General features: G+C 36.9%; 16 protein-coding genes (1 of these 16 only partly in view). 2 read left to right on the top strand and 14 right to left on the bottom strand.

Features of this window, described 5'->3' with window-relative positions; all coding sequences use genetic code 11:
- Positions 1-64 precede the first annotated feature (64 nt).
- From P3T75_RS07055 to ahpC, 11 genes are all read right to left on the bottom strand, one after another.
- Positions 65-700, bottom strand: a complete 636-nt coding sequence (locus P3T75_RS07055; protein ID WP_206902858.1) for a V-type ATP synthase subunit D — start codon at positions 698-700, stop codon at positions 65-67.
- A 5-nt stretch (positions 701-705) separates the two neighbouring features.
- Positions 706-2,082 (bottom strand): V-type ATP synthase subunit B, encoded by a 1,377-nt coding sequence (locus tag P3T75_RS07060; RefSeq protein ID WP_206902859.1) that lies wholly within the window; start codon positions 2,080-2,082, stop codon positions 706-708.
- Positions 2,075-3,856 (bottom strand): V-type ATP synthase subunit A, encoded by a 1,782-nt coding sequence (locus tag P3T75_RS07065; RefSeq protein ID WP_206902860.1) that lies wholly within the window; start codon positions 3,854-3,856, stop codon positions 2,075-2,077. Before P3T75_RS07065 ends, P3T75_RS07060 begins: the two co-directional genes overlap by 8 nt.
- 14 nt (positions 3,857-3,870) lie before the next feature.
- Entirely contained in the window at positions 3,871-4,182 is a 312-nt protein-coding gene (locus tag P3T75_RS07070; RefSeq protein ID WP_206902861.1) for a V-type ATP synthase subunit F, read from the bottom strand.
- Positions 4,172-5,164, bottom strand: coding sequence for a V-type ATPase subunit (locus P3T75_RS07075; protein WP_282461198.1), 993 nt, complete (start codon positions 5,162-5,164; stop codon positions 4,172-4,174). The genes P3T75_RS07070 and P3T75_RS07075 overlap by 11 nt, the downstream gene beginning before the upstream one ends.
- A 49-nt stretch (positions 5,165-5,213) precedes the next feature.
- Positions 5,214-5,810: a hypothetical protein gene (locus P3T75_RS07080; RefSeq protein ID WP_282461199.1), complete on the bottom strand. Its 597-nt coding sequence runs from the start codon at positions 5,808-5,810 to the stop codon at positions 5,214-5,216.
- A gap of 27 nt (positions 5,811-5,837) precedes the next feature.
- The gene (locus P3T75_RS07085) at positions 5,838-6,308 is read right to left on the bottom strand and encodes a V-type ATP synthase subunit K (RefSeq protein WP_206902864.1); all 471 of its coding nucleotides are present in this window, start codon (positions 6,306-6,308) and stop codon (positions 5,838-5,840) included.
- Positions 6,305-8,281: a V-type ATP synthase subunit I gene (locus P3T75_RS07090; protein ID WP_282461200.1), complete on the bottom strand. Its 1,977-nt coding sequence runs from the start codon at positions 8,279-8,281 to the stop codon at positions 6,305-6,307. The genes P3T75_RS07085 and P3T75_RS07090 overlap by 4 nt, the downstream gene beginning before the upstream one ends.
- Positions 8,271-8,591, bottom strand: coding sequence for a hypothetical protein (locus P3T75_RS07095; protein ID WP_282461201.1), 321 nt, complete (start codon positions 8,589-8,591; stop codon positions 8,271-8,273). Before P3T75_RS07095 ends, P3T75_RS07090 begins: the two co-directional genes overlap by 11 nt.
- Positions 8,592-9,042: 451 nt before the next feature.
- Complete coding sequence (ahpF, locus tag P3T75_RS07100) at positions 9,043-10,527, bottom strand: alkyl hydroperoxide reductase subunit F (RefSeq protein WP_282462581.1); 1,485 nt, start codon at positions 10,525-10,527, stop codon at positions 9,043-9,045.
- 172 nt (positions 10,528-10,699) lie between these two features.
- The gene (gene ahpC / locus P3T75_RS07105) at positions 10,700-11,263 is read right to left on the bottom strand and encodes an alkyl hydroperoxide reductase subunit C (RefSeq protein ID WP_282461202.1); all 564 of its coding nucleotides are present in this window, start codon (positions 11,261-11,263) and stop codon (positions 10,700-10,702) included.
- Positions 11,264-11,501: 238 nt separating this feature from the next.
- Here ahpC and P3T75_RS07110 point away from each other — a divergent pair, with 238 nt between their 5' ends.
- Positions 11,502-11,777, top strand: a complete 276-nt coding sequence (locus P3T75_RS07110) for a hypothetical protein (protein ID WP_206902869.1) — start codon at positions 11,502-11,504, stop codon at positions 11,775-11,777.
- A gap of 220 nt (positions 11,778-11,997) precedes the next feature.
- Here the strand turns inward: P3T75_RS07110 and P3T75_RS07115 are convergent, their stop codons facing one another.
- Positions 11,998-12,636 (bottom strand): thermonuclease family protein, encoded by a 639-nt coding sequence (locus P3T75_RS07115; RefSeq protein ID WP_282461203.1) that lies wholly within the window; start codon positions 12,634-12,636, stop codon positions 11,998-12,000.
- 278 nt (positions 12,637-12,914) lie between these two features.
- Between P3T75_RS07115 and P3T75_RS07120 the strand changes: the two genes are divergently transcribed.
- On the top strand, positions 12,915-14,255 hold the full coding sequence (locus tag P3T75_RS07120; RefSeq protein ID WP_282461204.1) for an amino acid permease: 1,341 nt from the start codon (positions 12,915-12,917) through the stop codon (positions 14,253-14,255).
- A 79-nt stretch (positions 14,256-14,334) separates the two neighbouring features.
- Here P3T75_RS07120 and P3T75_RS07125 read toward each other — a convergent pair whose 3' ends face one another.
- Both P3T75_RS07125 and P3T75_RS07130 read right to left on the bottom strand, forming a co-directional pair.
- The gene (locus tag P3T75_RS07125) at positions 14,335-15,327 is read right to left on the bottom strand and encodes a hypothetical protein (protein WP_282461205.1); all 993 of its coding nucleotides are present in this window, start codon (positions 15,325-15,327) and stop codon (positions 14,335-14,337) included.
- A protein-coding gene (locus P3T75_RS07130) for a viral A-type inclusion protein (protein ID WP_282461206.1) crosses the window boundary here: on the bottom strand, positions 15,320-16,186 show its 3' portion. Its footprint extends 3 nt past the window's final position; the window shows 867 of its 870 coding nt (coding positions 4-870); the start codon falls outside the window, past its right edge; the stop codon is at positions 15,320-15,322. Before P3T75_RS07130 ends, P3T75_RS07125 begins: the two co-directional genes overlap by 8 nt.

Here is a 16,186-nt window from a genome sequence, read left to right on the forward strand (position 1 = left end):
TAATAAAAAAATCCGGGGAAAAATTCGCAATGATTTCTCCCGGATTTTTTAAAGCAAAATTTTGTTACATATTACGGTTCATATTTTTTATTTTAATCATCCGCGTTACTTCAGAACGCTCATTTTCTTCCAACTTCATTTTGATGTAATAAATTGTCTCTTCCAACTCTGGAATCGTCATATACTCTAATGCGTTCACTCGGCGTCTTGTTTTTTCAATTTCACCAGCCATCAATTGACACGTTTTTTCCACCTCGGTTAAAGCTAACAACTTCGGTAAAACGGTCGTAAATCGAGCAATGGCATTATCTAAAGGAACATTAGAATTCAGGTAGCCATACTCTAATGGTGCCTCAAAAAGATCCTCATCGTAATGGAAATTCAAAACAGGAACTTCCACACTCATAATATTCTTTTGATCCATTTCCAGTTCTACTCTGGTAGCGGGCAAAATGAACAATTCTTCAATAAAGGCTTCATTTAAAGTTGCATTAGCAAGGCGAAAAGCGCGCATGGCACTTTCCATCAAACCTTCTACTTCCTGGCGTAAATGATTGTTTTCTTTGACCATCAAAATAAAGCGGCGCATTAATTCATCTTGTTTATCTTTTAGTAATTTATGTCCCCGTTTGGCCGTTGTCAGCTGCTTTTGCAAGCGCGCCAACTCCATTCGAGTCGGATTAACATTTAAACGCGCCATCTAAACTACCCCTTTTCTGGCAAGTACTTTTCAATCATATCATCTTTAATTCGTTTTAATTCAGTTTTTGGCAAAATACTTAATAATTGCCAACCTAAATCAAGGGTTTCGGTAATCGAGCGATTCGTTTCATAACCTTGGTTAACGTATTCAGTTTCAAAACGTTCAGCAAACTGGGCATAAATTTTATCAACTTCAGATAAAGCAGAATCCCCTAAAACAACCGCCAATTCTTTCGCTTGTTTTCCTTGAGCGTAGGCTGAGAATAGTTGGTTCATGGTCGCAGCATGGTCTTCTCTAGTTTTACCTGGGCCGGTTCCTTTATCTTTAAGTCGCGATAAAGAAGGTAAGACGTCAATTGGTGGTTTGATCCCACTCTTATACAAATCTCGAGATAAAATGATTTGTCCTTCTGTAATATAGCCAGTTAAATCGGGAATTGGATGTGTTTTATCATCTTCTGGCATAGTTAAAATTGGAATCTGCGTGACAGAACCTTTTAACCCTTTAATCCGACCTGCTCGCTCGTATAACGTTGCTAAGTTGGTATATAAATATCCTGGATAACCTCGTCGGCCCGGAACTTCTCGCCGTGCTGCTGAAATTTCCCGTAATGCCTCACAATAATTTGTCATGTCTGTCATGATAACTAAAACGTGCATTCCTTTTTCATAAGCCAAATACTCAGCAGCAGTTAATGCCATACGTGGTGTCGCAATCCGCTCAATCGCAGGGTCGTTAGCCAAGTTCATAAAGACTACCGAACGGTCGATTGCTCCGGTTTTACGAAAGTCTTCCATGAAATATTCCGCTTCTTCAAAAGTAATCCCGATACCAGCAAAAACAACAGCAAAATCATCATCGGTATTTAACACTGCTGCTTGTCTGGCGATTTGTGCAGCTAGTTCTTTATGAGGTAAACCTGAACCAGAAAATACGGGTAGCTTTTGACCTCTGACCAGTGTATTCAGGTGATCGATGGATGAAATACCGGTCTGAATAAATTCATCTGGATAATCTCGTGCCATTGGATTAATTACTTCACCGTTAATATCCAACATTTTTTCAGGCAAAATTTCAGGCCCATTGTCTTTTGGTCGTCCTAACCCGTCAAATGTTCGACCAATCATATCTAGTGATACGCCCAACTGTAAAGGATGACCTAAAAAACGTACTGCTGAATCTTTAAGATTGATACCGCCAGTACCTTCAAAAATTTGAACCAAGGCCTTATCTTCTGAGATTTCTAAAACTTGACCTTTGCGCATCTCTCCTGTTTGTAAACGTACTTCGATTAATTCTTCGTACTTCACACCGGCAACTTTATCAACAGCCATTAAGGGGCCAACAACTTCGCCAATCGTTTTATATTCCTTAATCACGATTCATGCCCCCTTCTTGGATAATCGTTTTAATTGTTTCTTTAATTTCTTGCGCCAAATCTGTAATTTTATTGATTTCGTTTTCTGGCACGTATTTCATACGGGCAATTTTATCGCGCAGTAAGATAGTGCCTGACATGATTTCTGACAAGTAAGATCCTAATTCTAAGGCTTTTTCTGCTTCATCCCCAAAAGCGATAATATTAGAAAGCATCTGATATTGTTTTTCTCTTGAAGTGAAAGTATCAACATCATCAAAAGCATTTTGCTGTAGGTAATCCTCACGAATGGATTTGGTTACTTCTAGTAACAGCTGATCTTTTTCAGATAGAGAGTCAATTCCGACTAAGCGCACGATTTCTTGTAATTCTGATTCTTTTTGTAGCTGACGCATGGCTTTTATTACAAGTTCTGACCAAGGAACTTGTAATTCTTGGTCTAAGTAATTGCCAACTTCTGTGTCATATAAAGAATAGCTTTTAAGCCAGTCTATTGACGGAAAGTGTCGTTTTTGTGCCAAAGTAGAATCTAAGCCCCAGAATACTTTTACGACGCGTAGTGTGTTTTGAGTCACCGGTTCTGAAACATCCCCACCAGAAGGAGAGACGGCACTAATAGCTGTAATACTGCCTTGGCGACCTTCTTGTCCTAAGGCAATTACTTTGCCAGCTCGTTCATAGTACTCAGCTAAACGTGAACCTAAATAAGCAGGATACCCTTCATCTCCAGGCATTTCTTCTAGCCGACCAGACATTTCTCTTAGCGCTTCGGCCCAACGAGAGGTAGAATCTGCCATAATGGCCACAGAGTAGCCCATATCACGGAAGTATTCGGCAATTGTAATACCGGTATAAATTGAAGCTTCCCGGGCTGCCACTGGCATATTTGATGTATTTGCAATTAAAATTGTGCGTTCCATCAAAGATTCCCCAGTATTGGGATCAATTAACTCCGGAAATTCATTCATAACGTCCGTCATTTCATTGCCCCGCTCACCACAACCGACGTAAACAACTAAATCTACATCTGCCCATTTGGCAATTTGGTGTTGAACGACGGTTTTACCCGCCCCAAAAGGACCAGGAACTGCCGCAGCGCCACCTTTGGTTACAGGGAAAAAAGTATCAATTACACGTTGTCCAGTAATCATTGGGGCTTGGGGATTCATTTTTTCTTTCACAGGCCGTGCACGACGCACCGGCCATTTTTGCAACATGGTGAATTCTTTATCACCTGTTTTAGTATCTAAGACATAAATAACTTCATCTAAAGTAAACATACCCGATTTAATCTCTTTTATCGTACCAGAAACGCCATTTGGTACCATAATTTTATGGGTAATAATTTTTGTTTCCGCCACTGTCCCGACAATATCTCCCGCAGAGACATTAGTCCCAACGGCTACATTGGCTTGAAAGTCCCATTTTTTCTCGTGATCCAATGCTGGTAGTTGAACACCCCGCGTCAAAAAATTACTTTTTGTTTGGGCCATAAAAACATCCAACGGTCGTTGAATACCGTCAAACATTTGGGAAATAATCCCGGGTCCTAATTCAACGGATAAAGCTTCACCCGTAGAACGAACGGGTTCTCCAGGTCCAATACCAGCAGTTTCTTCATAAACCTGAATTGAAGCAACATCACCTCGCATTTCGATAATTTCGCCAACAACTCCAAGACTACCTACAAAACAAATATCTTGGATGCTGGCTTCACTCATATTTTCGGCCATTACTAAGGGACCGGATACTTTGATTATCTTGCCAACTTGCACTATCTTTAGCTCCTTTACAAAATGTTTTGTCCGACTGCTTTTTCAACATTGTCTTGAATCATTTGGCGGCCAATACCTAACGTACCGTCATGATTTGGAATCAAAACTACGGACAGTTTAGGATTTGATTTATGCCGATTGATTTCTTCTGCAATTTCTTTACCGCAAGCTTCGGTTAAATAGATAACACCATAACCTTCTGATGCCATTTGTAAAAAAGCTTGCAAAACAGCCTCTTTCTTCGTGTCTGAGAAGACGGTGAACCCAAACAGTTTAAACGGCAATACGGATTCCTTATCTCCAATTACACCAATTTTATATGTCATAGGTTATTCGCATCCTCTCTTTAATTTGTTCGTTTGTAAAGCCACTTTTCTTACCCGTAACAATCAGTCGTAGATTTTTTGTTTCGATTTCTTTGGCGTTTAGATACGCTAATAGCGGTAACGGTCCAAAAGCTTCCGTTTGGGCGGATGCGAACATTTCTGTCAGCCGATTATCCTTAATTGTATCTAATTTGGCAAAATCAATTTTTTCACCACTAATCGCAGGTGCCAAAAGATCCCCATACTCGCTTGTCAAAAGATACTCTTTTAAAGCTGAAATATCTAATTTGGCAAAGTCCAAATACGTTTCTTTTGAAATACTACCAGAACTTGACAACACGGCCGTTAAAAAGGCTTGACTCCGTTTTTGTAAAAGACAGCGTAAAGCGGTTATGATGTTAGTTAAATCAATGAAAGTAATGATTTCTTTTAACAATTCAGGATAACCTAGTTCCTCGCCTAAACGTCTTTGTTCTTTTAAAAAGCGACGATCGTAAATAACATCGATTCCTTGCAAAATTGCAGATTCTGCCAAGTACTCCCGCACTTCATTGATACTTTTTAAAATTGAGGGTGGCAATACAGCGGATTTTCCCGTTTCAATGGCGTGTTTTAGCTCATCTAGTTCATAAAAGCCATCTGGTAAATATAAATAGTCGTAATTTTCGCCAATATAATGCGCTTTTGTTAAAACTTTTAAATTATGCAAAGTAAAGCGCATCGTAAAGATAAAAATAACCTCTGGTACGGGTGCTCTTTCAACTAGTTCACGGTAGCTTGCTAGTAATTCTTGATTTAAAACAGCATCAAAATTATTGGGAAAATCCGTTGTTAAATATTTACCATAGACCGTAGCATTTAATAGTTCTTTTATTTTTGGTAAATCTGAAGATATCAATTGCTCATAAAAGCTAGGAGCTAAAATTTCTGTTTCTTTCAAGCGAACATAAGGATTTAGTTGATGATATAAATCTTGTTTCATAAACGCGCTCCTTGTCATAAAGCCAACCTCTTTTAAAAGGTTCGACTTTTTATCCTTTAAACAACATTTGTGAAATACTGTTGCTATTTGATGTTTTGATTTCATTTAGTAAGTCTCGGTACAAAAAGTTATACTGCACGCCGTTGTCATCGACGACAAAACCGTATGAATCTGCCGTAATTTCTTCTCCATAAACCAACTCATAGTCTAATTTTTCATTCATTTGCTCTAACCATTTTTTCGGGTAGCTTGATTTTGGCATTTTGTTTGCTGGTTTGAAAATAACTTTTTTCCCTTTTTCAAAAGGAAGCTGTTGTAAACAAGCGGCAGCAAAATCTTGGAGGACGTCATTTTGCCAAGCTTGCATTTTGGCATAGGCTTCCTCAAAGACTTGACTTAGATAATTCTGTTTTGCCAACAGCGTTTCTTGCTTTACTTCCATCTGTTGCCGGGCATGAAGTTGTTTATATTTTACGTTTTGATTTTTTTCTAATTGTGCGGTTAATTTTTCGTCTTCAGCTTCAATCAAAGCTTTGCGCCTCAGAAAATCATCATCAATTTGCGCCTGTTGTTCTGCTTTATAGGCTGCACGTTTTGTTGCTGCAGCTTCATCTATTTGTTCAATAATTTTTGTAATGGCGTCCATTTTTCTACCTCCTTTTACTATTAGAAACTAGATGCTACCTAAAAGTAGAAATGAGATAACGAAACCTAAAATGGCATACATTTCAACCATTACCGCAAACATAACCCCTTTAAAGAAGTGTTCTGGTTTTTTTGCTAAAATTTGAATACCCGCAGCAGCAACTTTACCTTGGGCTATCCCTGAAAATAGGCCGGTAAACGCAACTGGTAAAGAAGCCATTAAATAGGCCATGCCCGTTACAATTGACATATCAGCAGATAAACTACCATAAATCATAAACGCAATAACAAATCCATACAAACCTTGAGTACCTGGTAATAATTGCAAGATTAACGCTTGTCCAAATTTTTCTGGTTGGCTCGTCGTTAACGCCGCAGCGGCTTCACCGGTCAGACCTACCCCTTTAGATGATCCAATCCCTGAAAAAATTGTTGCAATCCCCATTCCGATAATCGCAAAAATCATACCACCTTGGTTGTTAATTAAAAAGTCGATCATTTGTTCTTTCCTCCATTTTCTTCTTTAAAGTTGACATATTTTTCTGTCGGCTTAAACGTTTTAAAAGCACGTCCACCGCCGTTGTAAAATTTTCCAAAAAACTCGACATACTGTAACCGTGCCGCATGAACATAAGCACTAAGCAAAGATAAGAAAATATTTAACCCCTGCAAAGCAATGATTAAAACGGCACCAGCACTAAAGCGCGCCACAGGGGGCATATACCCCACTAACATGTTAAAAGCAGCGGCAATACTCCCCCCAGAAATCCCTAAGGCCATTAAGCGACTATAACTAACGAAATCGCCAATATAACTGGTAACGCCATAAAGTTCATACAATCCCATGAAAAAGCCGCCCACTTTTGATTTTCCGGTTACAGCCGGAATTAAAAGAACACAAATTGCACCGATTACTGCGACGACAATTCCTAAAATAAAGATTGCTTCAGATGCGAGTACCAATTTCCCAGCTGCGGCGATAATAATCCCAGCTAAAATTGCTTGCCAAGAAAACCCTTGATTCACAGCTTGTACATAATCTTTTTTCTTAATGTTTTCTTTAGCAGCTAAGAACAGGCCGGTAAACAATTGAATTCCGCCAAAAACCATTGAGATACCAAAAATCGCCATGAAATCTTTTGAAGGAGACAAGAGATAAAATGGTAATTCTGCCCCAAAGCAGCTGCCATAGATGAGCCCCCAAATAATCGTCGAAACTGATAAATATTGGAACAATTTCATAAAGCGCGCGACGCCTTTACTTAAGGTAACTCTTTTTAATGCCACAGTTGTGACTAAAAGCATTAAAAGACCATAGCCTAAATCTGCCACCATCATGCCAAAAAAGACAAAATAAAATGGTGCCAACCACGGTGTAGGATCAATTTCTTGATATTGTGGCAGACTATACATCTCAGTTAACATTTCAAAAGGCTGAACCACGGCTGCATTTTTCAACTTGGTGGGGGTTTTTAACGTTTCTATTTCTGCTGCTGTTGGTTTTGCGTAGGTATAGTAAATTTCATGATTCAAAAAGTGTTTGGCTAACTGCATTTCAAACTGTTGGCAATCACTATCTGCGATCCAACCGGATAATACGACGAGATTATCAGATTTTACTAAGCCTGCTTTAACGATTTCTCGTTCTTTTTTAGCTAAAATGACTTCTTCAGCCAATTGTAAAGAAGCAATTTCTTTTTTTCGTTGCCCAATTTCTGCCACCAAAGCTTTTTCTTGTTTAGCAAGAGTTGCCAATTGTGCTTTAGCAGCTTGTAGGACTTGTTTTGGTAATTTGTTATATGGGTTTACTTCCTCTTTGACCCCATACTTTTGTAATAATTCTTGCACATTTTTTGCTTCATATTTTAAATAGATCAAAGCAAAACCAGTCATTTGTTTTTCAGTAAAGATATTTTCGACATAAAGATTGTCATTATCTTTTACTTCACTTAAAAAATCTAACCACGATTTATCTTCTAAAGTTCCTAACAACATTTGGGTACTGGCAGTTTCATCAGCCGTATATGCATCAAGACTTTGCCATAATGTTCCCCATTGTTCTTTTTCTAAATTAACTTTTTTAGCTTCTTGCATTTCAGACCAGCGATTTTGTAAATCAGCTAACTGGTCTAATTGTTTGCGTAATTTAGTTTCATCAAACTCATTTTCCAAAGCAAAAAAATCCAGCGTCTTGCGTTTTAACTCCACTGTTTTTTCTTTTGCATTCCCATGATTTCTGACAAAGCGCAAAGCTGTTTCAATTTGCTGTAATAATTTTTCGTATTTTTGCATACCTTCGTGGGAAATCTGTAACCCAGCGGGAAAGTAATAGTCAATCCAGGTTTTATTCTCTTCATCTGCTACTAAATCTGTAATTTCAACAGTTTGTAGCGCCTGAAGAAGTTGGAGTAGCTCCTCTTGATGGGATTTTTCTAAAATTAAGGAAATCTTTTTTACTGCTTCAACTGCCATAAGTCTCCTGCACCCTTTCTATAATGAAAGTGGCGACTTTTTCATGACGCTCTTTGTAAAGCGCAGTAAATGTCGCTTTTTCTTGTTTAGCAGCGGCTAAAAGTTCTTCTTTCTCACTTTTTAGTGCTGTTTCTGCAATTTTTTCTGCTGCTTCAAGTTGTTGCTGTCGGTTTGCTTTAAGACCATCTTTGAGTAATTGCAATTGTGCTTCTTTTTTTTCAGCATATTCTTGCAACTCTTTTTGTAAGTCATTTTGTAAATCTTCGTTTTTCATTTCTGCTGCTTTAATCTTATCTAAAGCTTCCTTCAATTGATTTCCTCCTTTGCTGCGAATAAGAAAAGCTTTCAGTCAGCTGTCAAAAGTTCAACTTTTAAGTCTTTCATTAAAATTTTTGCTTAGTATTTCTATCAATACTTCACTACAATACAAAAAGCGTAATTTTAAAAAAATAGACACGACTGCCCTAATCGTAATGATAACTCGTCATTTGCTAATAAAAAAAACGTACTTCAACTATATTGAAGTACGTTTAAAAAAAGCACTTCAAAAATGCTCTTCTCACCCCTTGAAGAACGCGATCCTTGAAGTCTTTGACTCAACCATTACAAAATATGGAAAAATATTACTCATTCATGATAACAAACCCCAATAAAAAAAGCTATGACTTTACAAAAAAATCATAACTTTTCTTGGTGTAAAAGACTGACATAACCGGTTTTTCCAGCTTATTATTTCCGTAAAAAAAATATTTTTTTACTTTTTAACCTTGACGAATTAAATAATCAAAAGCCCCTAACGCAGCGGTTGCACCTGATCCCATAGCAATGATGATTTGCTTATACCAGCTGTCTGTGCAATCACCAGCGGCAAAAATTCCAGCAACATTTGTCCTGCCGTCAGCGGCGGTAATGATTTCACCGCGTTCATTTAAATTAACTGACGTACTTTCTAACCACTTTGTATTTGGTTGTAAGCCAATCAAAATGAAGGCACCGGCTACGGCAAGGCTTTCTTTTTCACCAGTTTCACGTTTGCGATATGTTAAGCCTGCGACTTTATCATCTCCGTCAATGCTCATTGTCTCAGCGTTCAAGATAACCGTAACGTTGTGAAGTTCGCCTAGTCGTTCTTGTAAAATTTTATCTGCCTTTAATTCCGATAAAAATTCTAAAACATAGACATGATGACAAATACCAGCTAGATCAATAGCCGCTTCAATACCGGAATTTCCGCCACCAACAACGGCGACATCTTTTCCAGCAAATAGTGGACCATCACAATGGGGACAATACGCTACTCCTTTATTTTTGAATTTAGCTTCGCCAGGAATATTCAGGTTACGCCAATGTGCGCCTGTAGCTAAAACCACCGCTTTACTTTGAAGGGTTGCGCCATTTTCTAAATTAAGGGTTACGAGGTCATCTTTTTGAATACTTGTGGCAATTTGCCCATCAATCAAATCAACATCGTATTCTTCAACATGTTGCTTTACTTCGGCCATAAATTTAGGACCTTTTGTTTTTGGCGTTCCAATAATATTTTCAATCGTTAAAGTTTCTAATACTTGTCCGCCAAATTCATTGGCCAATAAGCCTGTCCGAATCCCTTTTCGCGCCGCATAAATTGCGGCACTGGCCCCAGCAGGACCACCTCCGACAACTAAAACATCAAAAGGATCCCTTGCTTTGAAGTCAACCTTTTGGGTCGTTGGGATTTTCTTTAACAATTGTGCAAGTGTTGCTCTACCACTTGAAAATTCCTCGCCATTTAAAAAGACAGTAGGAACAGCTAAAATATTTTTTGTCTCTACTTCTTCTTTAAATGTCCCCCCTTCAATCATAGTGTGACTGATATTAGGATTTAAAACAGCCATGATATTTAACGCTTGAACAACATCAGGACAGTTTTGACACGTTAAACTAATAAAGGTTTCAAAATGTAGCGTTTCGGTAATTCCTTCAATTTGCTGATAATCTGCTTCGTCAATTTTAGGGGCCCGTCCGCTAACTTGTAAAACCGCTAAAATAAATGAAGCAAATTCGTGGCCTAAAGGTAAACCGGCAAAAGTAATTCCACTTGTTTGATCTGGTTGGTCAACGGTAAATTGAGGCTTTCGCAAACCTGCGACTTCTTCAAAACTTAAAAGATCTGATAATGCTGTAACTTCTACTAAGAATTCTTTCATTTTATTAGAATTTTCATCGCTACCAAGGCTAGCATTAAATACAACAGGCCCTTCTAGCATGGTCAAATACTGTTTTAACTGTTGGATGGTGTTGTTATCTAACAATTTTTTCGCTCCTTTAAGTAAAAACCGCCAAACTTACATCAGTAAACAGCAATGAGGCTGCACTTAAAGAAGTTGACGGTAATATTTTTAGCAACTAAAGTCTAATCACAGCTGCAATTAGACTAGTTTAAATTTTACCCACTAAATCAAAACTTGGCGTCAGTGTTTCGCCACTTTCCTTCCATTTAGCCGGACAAACTTCACCTGGATGTGTACGCACATATTGTGCTGCACGAATCTTGTCTACTAACGTACTTGCGTCACGTCCAATCCCGTCAGCGTTAATTTCTACAGCTTGAACAATGCCATCTGGGTCGATAATAAACGTACCACGTTGCGCTAATCCTTCCGCTTCATCTAAAACGTCGAACATTTCAGCAATTTTATGACTAGGGTCGCCAATCATATAGTATTTGATTTTACCAATGGCTTCTGATGTTTCATGCCATGCTTTATGGGTAAAGTGGGTATCTGTGGAGCAAGAGTAAACTTCCACATCTAAGGACTGCAATGTTTCATATTGGTCTTGCAGATCTTCTAATTCTGTTGGACAGACAAACGTAAAGTCAGCAGGATAAAAACATAAAATACTCCACTTTCCTTTAAAGTTTTCTGTTGAAACACTCACAAATTCACTATTATGATATGCTTGCGCGCTGAATTCAGCCACTTCTTTTCCAATCATTGACATCATCTTACCTCCGCTAATTTATTGAGAATATATTTATCTAATTGAAAACTATTCCCTAGTAAAAACCATTTATCAAGAAAATAGTAATTATCAATTTATAATTACTATAATCTAAAAACGAATCAATGTGAACCTTTTCCAGCAAAAAAATCATTATTTTTTTAATTCTGATAATAAGTGTTTATTTATACTCCCTTTTGTGAATAGTGGTACTATATAAAAGAAGGGATTGATAATCATGGCATTAACAATTAAACAAGCAGAAGATTATTTGACAAATCACGTATCTGGTATCACCGTAATGGATGTTACAGTGGAGTATCCTGATCAAAAAGAAGTTCTTTATATCGAAGGTGAAAAAGATTACTTCTTCTTTATCAGCGCAGATGATACTTATCGCTTTACCGATGGTCAAAAAAATGAAAAAGCTTTTTCTCATGAAGATTCAGAAAATCCTATGACCGAAGAAGAATTCTTAGATAAAATGGTAAGAGTCATTTTATCAGAAGAATAAAATAAAGACCCAGGTTCAATACGAATCTGGGTCTTTATTTATAAAAGAATAACCATAGGCTAAATTATTAGGTCAAAGAAGCAATTTTCTCAACCCCAGTGGGTTTACCCTAAAAAGGGTGTGTGAAATTTGTCTTCACACACCTGGAGGTAAAAGAAATGGACTTTCTTATAGCTCTATTTTAACAAAAAAGACAAGGCCAGTCTAATCATATACTAATTTATCTCTCATTATACTGATAATAGCCGTTACTTTTCTTCACTACGTAATTTTTTTCTTGCCAAACCCCTAACTGCATGCTTTGGGCAGACTTTTGTGCTGCCAAAAGCTCATTAACATAGCTATCACCACCGGCATTGACATAACGTACAATACCTAGACCTGCCTTTAACAACGCTGTTTGCAACATTTCATCTTTAACATAGACATAGGCTAAATAGCGTCCATAACTATCTTTTATTTCACCCTTGTCAAAAACGATACTAATATCCCCATTTGCTAACTTATCTTTGGTAAAAGCACTCGCTTCTTTACCAAAGGGTTGCACTGCTAGATTAGGTTTAACACTTTCTGGTGTATCGACCATCAATAGCCGTAATTTATATTCTTTGTCATGAACATAAAATGCAAAAGTATCGCCATCGACATTGCGGATACGCAAGACTGTGATTTTCTCTAGTCGGGGCGGATTGTCTAAATCAACAGCTTCAATTGCCACATGTTTGGTTGTTGTCGTCGTATTGTGGGGAACATCTGCTTGGGATTGTTTTTTTTCTGTATTAGGAAGAATACCTGTGACTTGCAAGAAAAAAAGTAGCAAGACAATCAAAATACTCCCTAAACTGATTTTCTTTTTCATCTTTTCACCTTTAAAAATTAATATTAACAAAAAATTTTACATGGCTCACTTCGTTAAAAAATTCAATTTCCAACAGTTGTGCCTTATTTTTTCTTTGTTCTTTTTGCTGAATGCTTTTTTATTATGCCTTACTTTTATCTTTTGAACAAATGAAATGAAATTTCTAAAAATTTATGCAATTTAGTGTTGAAATTTTCAGAATATTCCAGTATGATACTGTTTGTTCTTTAAAAATACGGCTATTGTTATTTTACATAGCTTTTAAGATAGGTGAAAAAATGGAAAATAAACTACAAAAAAAGATGCATTCTCGCCATGTGACCATGTTGGCATTGGGAGGTGCAATTGGAGCCGGCTTGTTCAAAGGAAGTGGCGAAGCGATTAATTTAGCCGGACCTTCTGTTATTCTGGCTTTCTTTTTGGGCGGATTGTTATTATTTAGTATTATGAATGCGGTGGGTACTTTAGCGGTGAACAACAGTCACGCGCAAAGTTTATCTGGTGTCGTTGCACCTTATATCGGTTCTTTTTCGGCCTACTTTACCGATTGGCTTTATTGGACGATGTGGATGATTAATATCGTTGCAGAAGCAGTAGCCGCTGCGAGCTTCATGCAGTTATGGTTTCCCAATGTTCCTGCTTGGATTTTTATATTAATTATTTCTTTACTCACGACTATGATTAATTTTTTATCTGTTAAGATATTTGCGGAAACCGAATTTTGGTTAACGATGGGAAAGATCAGTGTCGTTGTTTTACTGATTATCTTTGCTAGTTACCTTGTTTTAGGTCGGATTTTCCATGATGGTTTAGTACCTACGATGAGTTCATTAACGAGTCATGGTGGCTTTTTCCCCCATAAAGTGCAAGGTTTATTAAATTCTTTGCTATTAGTAATTTATTCTTACGGTGGAACTGAACTGGTCATCATTGCAATGGGAGAAACCGCAGATCCCGCTAAATCTATTCCCAAAGCGATTCGCAGTGTGCTATTTCGCATTATCGCTTTTTATATCGTTCCCATGTTTTTACTGCTTATTATTTATCCGTGGCAAACATTAGCCAACTCAGATGCGAGTCCCTTTGTTTTGATTTTTGAAAAAATGCAAATTCCGTTTGCTGCCGATCTTGTTAATTTAGTAATCGTTTTTGCTTTGTTTTCTTCAATCAACTCTGGTATTTATGCATCATCACGAATTTTGCATTTACAACTTTCTAAAACAAAAAAATTCAGTAAATATATGCGTTTAAATAAACATGGTGTGCCCAATCGAGCTGTCATGTTTTCAACTGGAATGCTTTATATTGGCGTTTTATTATCTTATTTATTTGGTGAATCACTCTTTACTTATTTAGTGGGTTCTCTTTCTTATACTGTGCTTTTAATTTGGCTAATGTTGTGTTTAGCATACTTTAGCTATTTGCAAAAAAATAGCACCTCTTTATTTAAAAAGACAGTAAATATTGTAACCTTAGTAAGTTTAACCGCGATTTTTATCGCAATTTTAACGACTAGTAATTTAGTAGTTACCGAAGTGACGATTGTTTTATATGGTTTAATCGTCCTCTCTTACTTTTTACAAAAACGTACTGCTGCTAATGCAGCTGCACTCGATTAGTTTTTTAAATAAAAAACCCAAGAACAAAGCGAAATTTTCTTTTATTCAAAGAAAAAATGCTTTTGTTCTTGGGTTTTTACTATCCTCGTACCAATAGTGGGACTAAAAAAGCATAGCTGGTAAAGAAATCTAATAAAGAACGTCGCCGTTTATTCGAATCAATAAATAGCGCTGTCTTCTCATTATCATCTGAATAAATCGCAACCTTCTGATCTTGATCTAATAAAACCTCATAGTGATTGGCTGCCGTCTTTTCAAAATCAAAATCCTCATTCTCCATGGTAATGATAAAGATTTCATCTAAAACACTTGTAGCCATTTGATAGTCGGTTTCCAATTTAACATGTAGTTCTTGGGTATTATCTAAAAGCGTTGCCGCAACATCAAAATCCAGAGTCCGAAAGTGTTGCAGCAATAAATTGATATCATAGTTTACTAAAGACAACTGACTTTTTGAAAATACTTGATCCGCATACCACAAATGAACCAGGCGCAATACTTCTTCGTCTTTAACTGTAACTTTCATCGCTTGTATATCAATCATTATTAACGGCATAAATTCTGAAGTAAAACGTGAATCAACAGGATTAATTTTAAAACTGAAAATTAAGTTTTGCTTATCATCTAAATAGTATTGAACCAAGAAATGTTTTGTTTCCCATACATCATAACTATTTTCTGCCGGTTTTAACCCCACTGAATGTAATGGTTTTAATAATTCGTAAGAAAAATATTCTAATAAGATTTTTTTGGCAATTACAGAAATTTCGACTTGCGGGACAATCAGACGGCCAAACTCAGCCAGTAATTCTTCAAAATCGGCTTCCATTAAAGCTTTACGCAATTTTAAGTCGGCCAATTCTTTTTCTGAAGCTGCAATTAACAACACAATTTCATCATGGTCATTTTCTTTATTTTGTTGATAAAGTTCTGCCTCTGTTGTTTTTGGTAACTCTGTAGTCAATCTTTCCTCAACAGCCCTGTTGTCTGTTACTGCTTTTGGTTGATTTGATGTTTCGCTTACGGGAGTTGTTAGTGACTCTTGGGGCAAATCATTTTTACCGTCAGTCATTTTCTTTGCCTCCTTCGTTTAAATATTCTGTTATGAAAGTTGATAATTGTTCTTGTAACTCTTCCAAACCACCAAAGTAACGTTTAATCTGACGGAACTCTTTGGTAACCAGAGCACGGTTTAGTCTGACTTGTTGGTATTTATTTTCTAAGATAGCTTTTTGTTGGGCAGTTTTCTCTCGTTCTTCAACATAAGGTAGCCATTTGGCACGCTGAGCCGCCAATTCTTCCTTTTGTTTAAGAATCATATCCAATTCTTCGTCAGTTTTCCCACGATTAAAAAATCCTTTGGTATTTTCAATCGCTTTTTCCTTTTGGTTAAGCTCTTTAATCTTTTCATCAAGCTTTTCAATTTGAGCTTTTGCTGTAATTGTGTTAGCTGTTAGCTGATCCATTTCCTGCTCAATTTGTTTCATCAAGCCATCATGATCAGCAATGAAAGCTTCCCATTCACTATCAATTTTTGGAATAACGAAAATTTCTGGAATACTTGTATCAATTCCAACCGCTGCTCTTTGACGATAATAGTCACCAATTCGGTAGTAGTTTAACGTTTCTGAAACTTTTTCATGGTGACGCATAAAAGGAAAAGTTGTCATAAAACTGTCATGAATCTTTTTAGTTAATAACTTATCAATTTCATGATTTGCATTGGAAGTTTTTTTCAACTCATCATGCAATCGTCCATTGTATATCCGATAGATATCTGGAATTCGCTCCTCTTTGATGGCCAATTCAAAATCTTTTAGGTCATGTAACATTTGACCAATATTTTTTGATGCTACTTCTTTTATTTCACTAAAACTTTTAGACTCCTCAAATTCTGTCGTTTCTGAATTTGGTTCATCGTAATCGTTGGT

Source organism: Enterococcus montenegrensis (assembly GCF_029983095.1).
GTDB lineage: Bacteria > Bacillota > Bacilli > Lactobacillales > Enterococcaceae > Enterococcus_C > Enterococcus_C montenegrensis.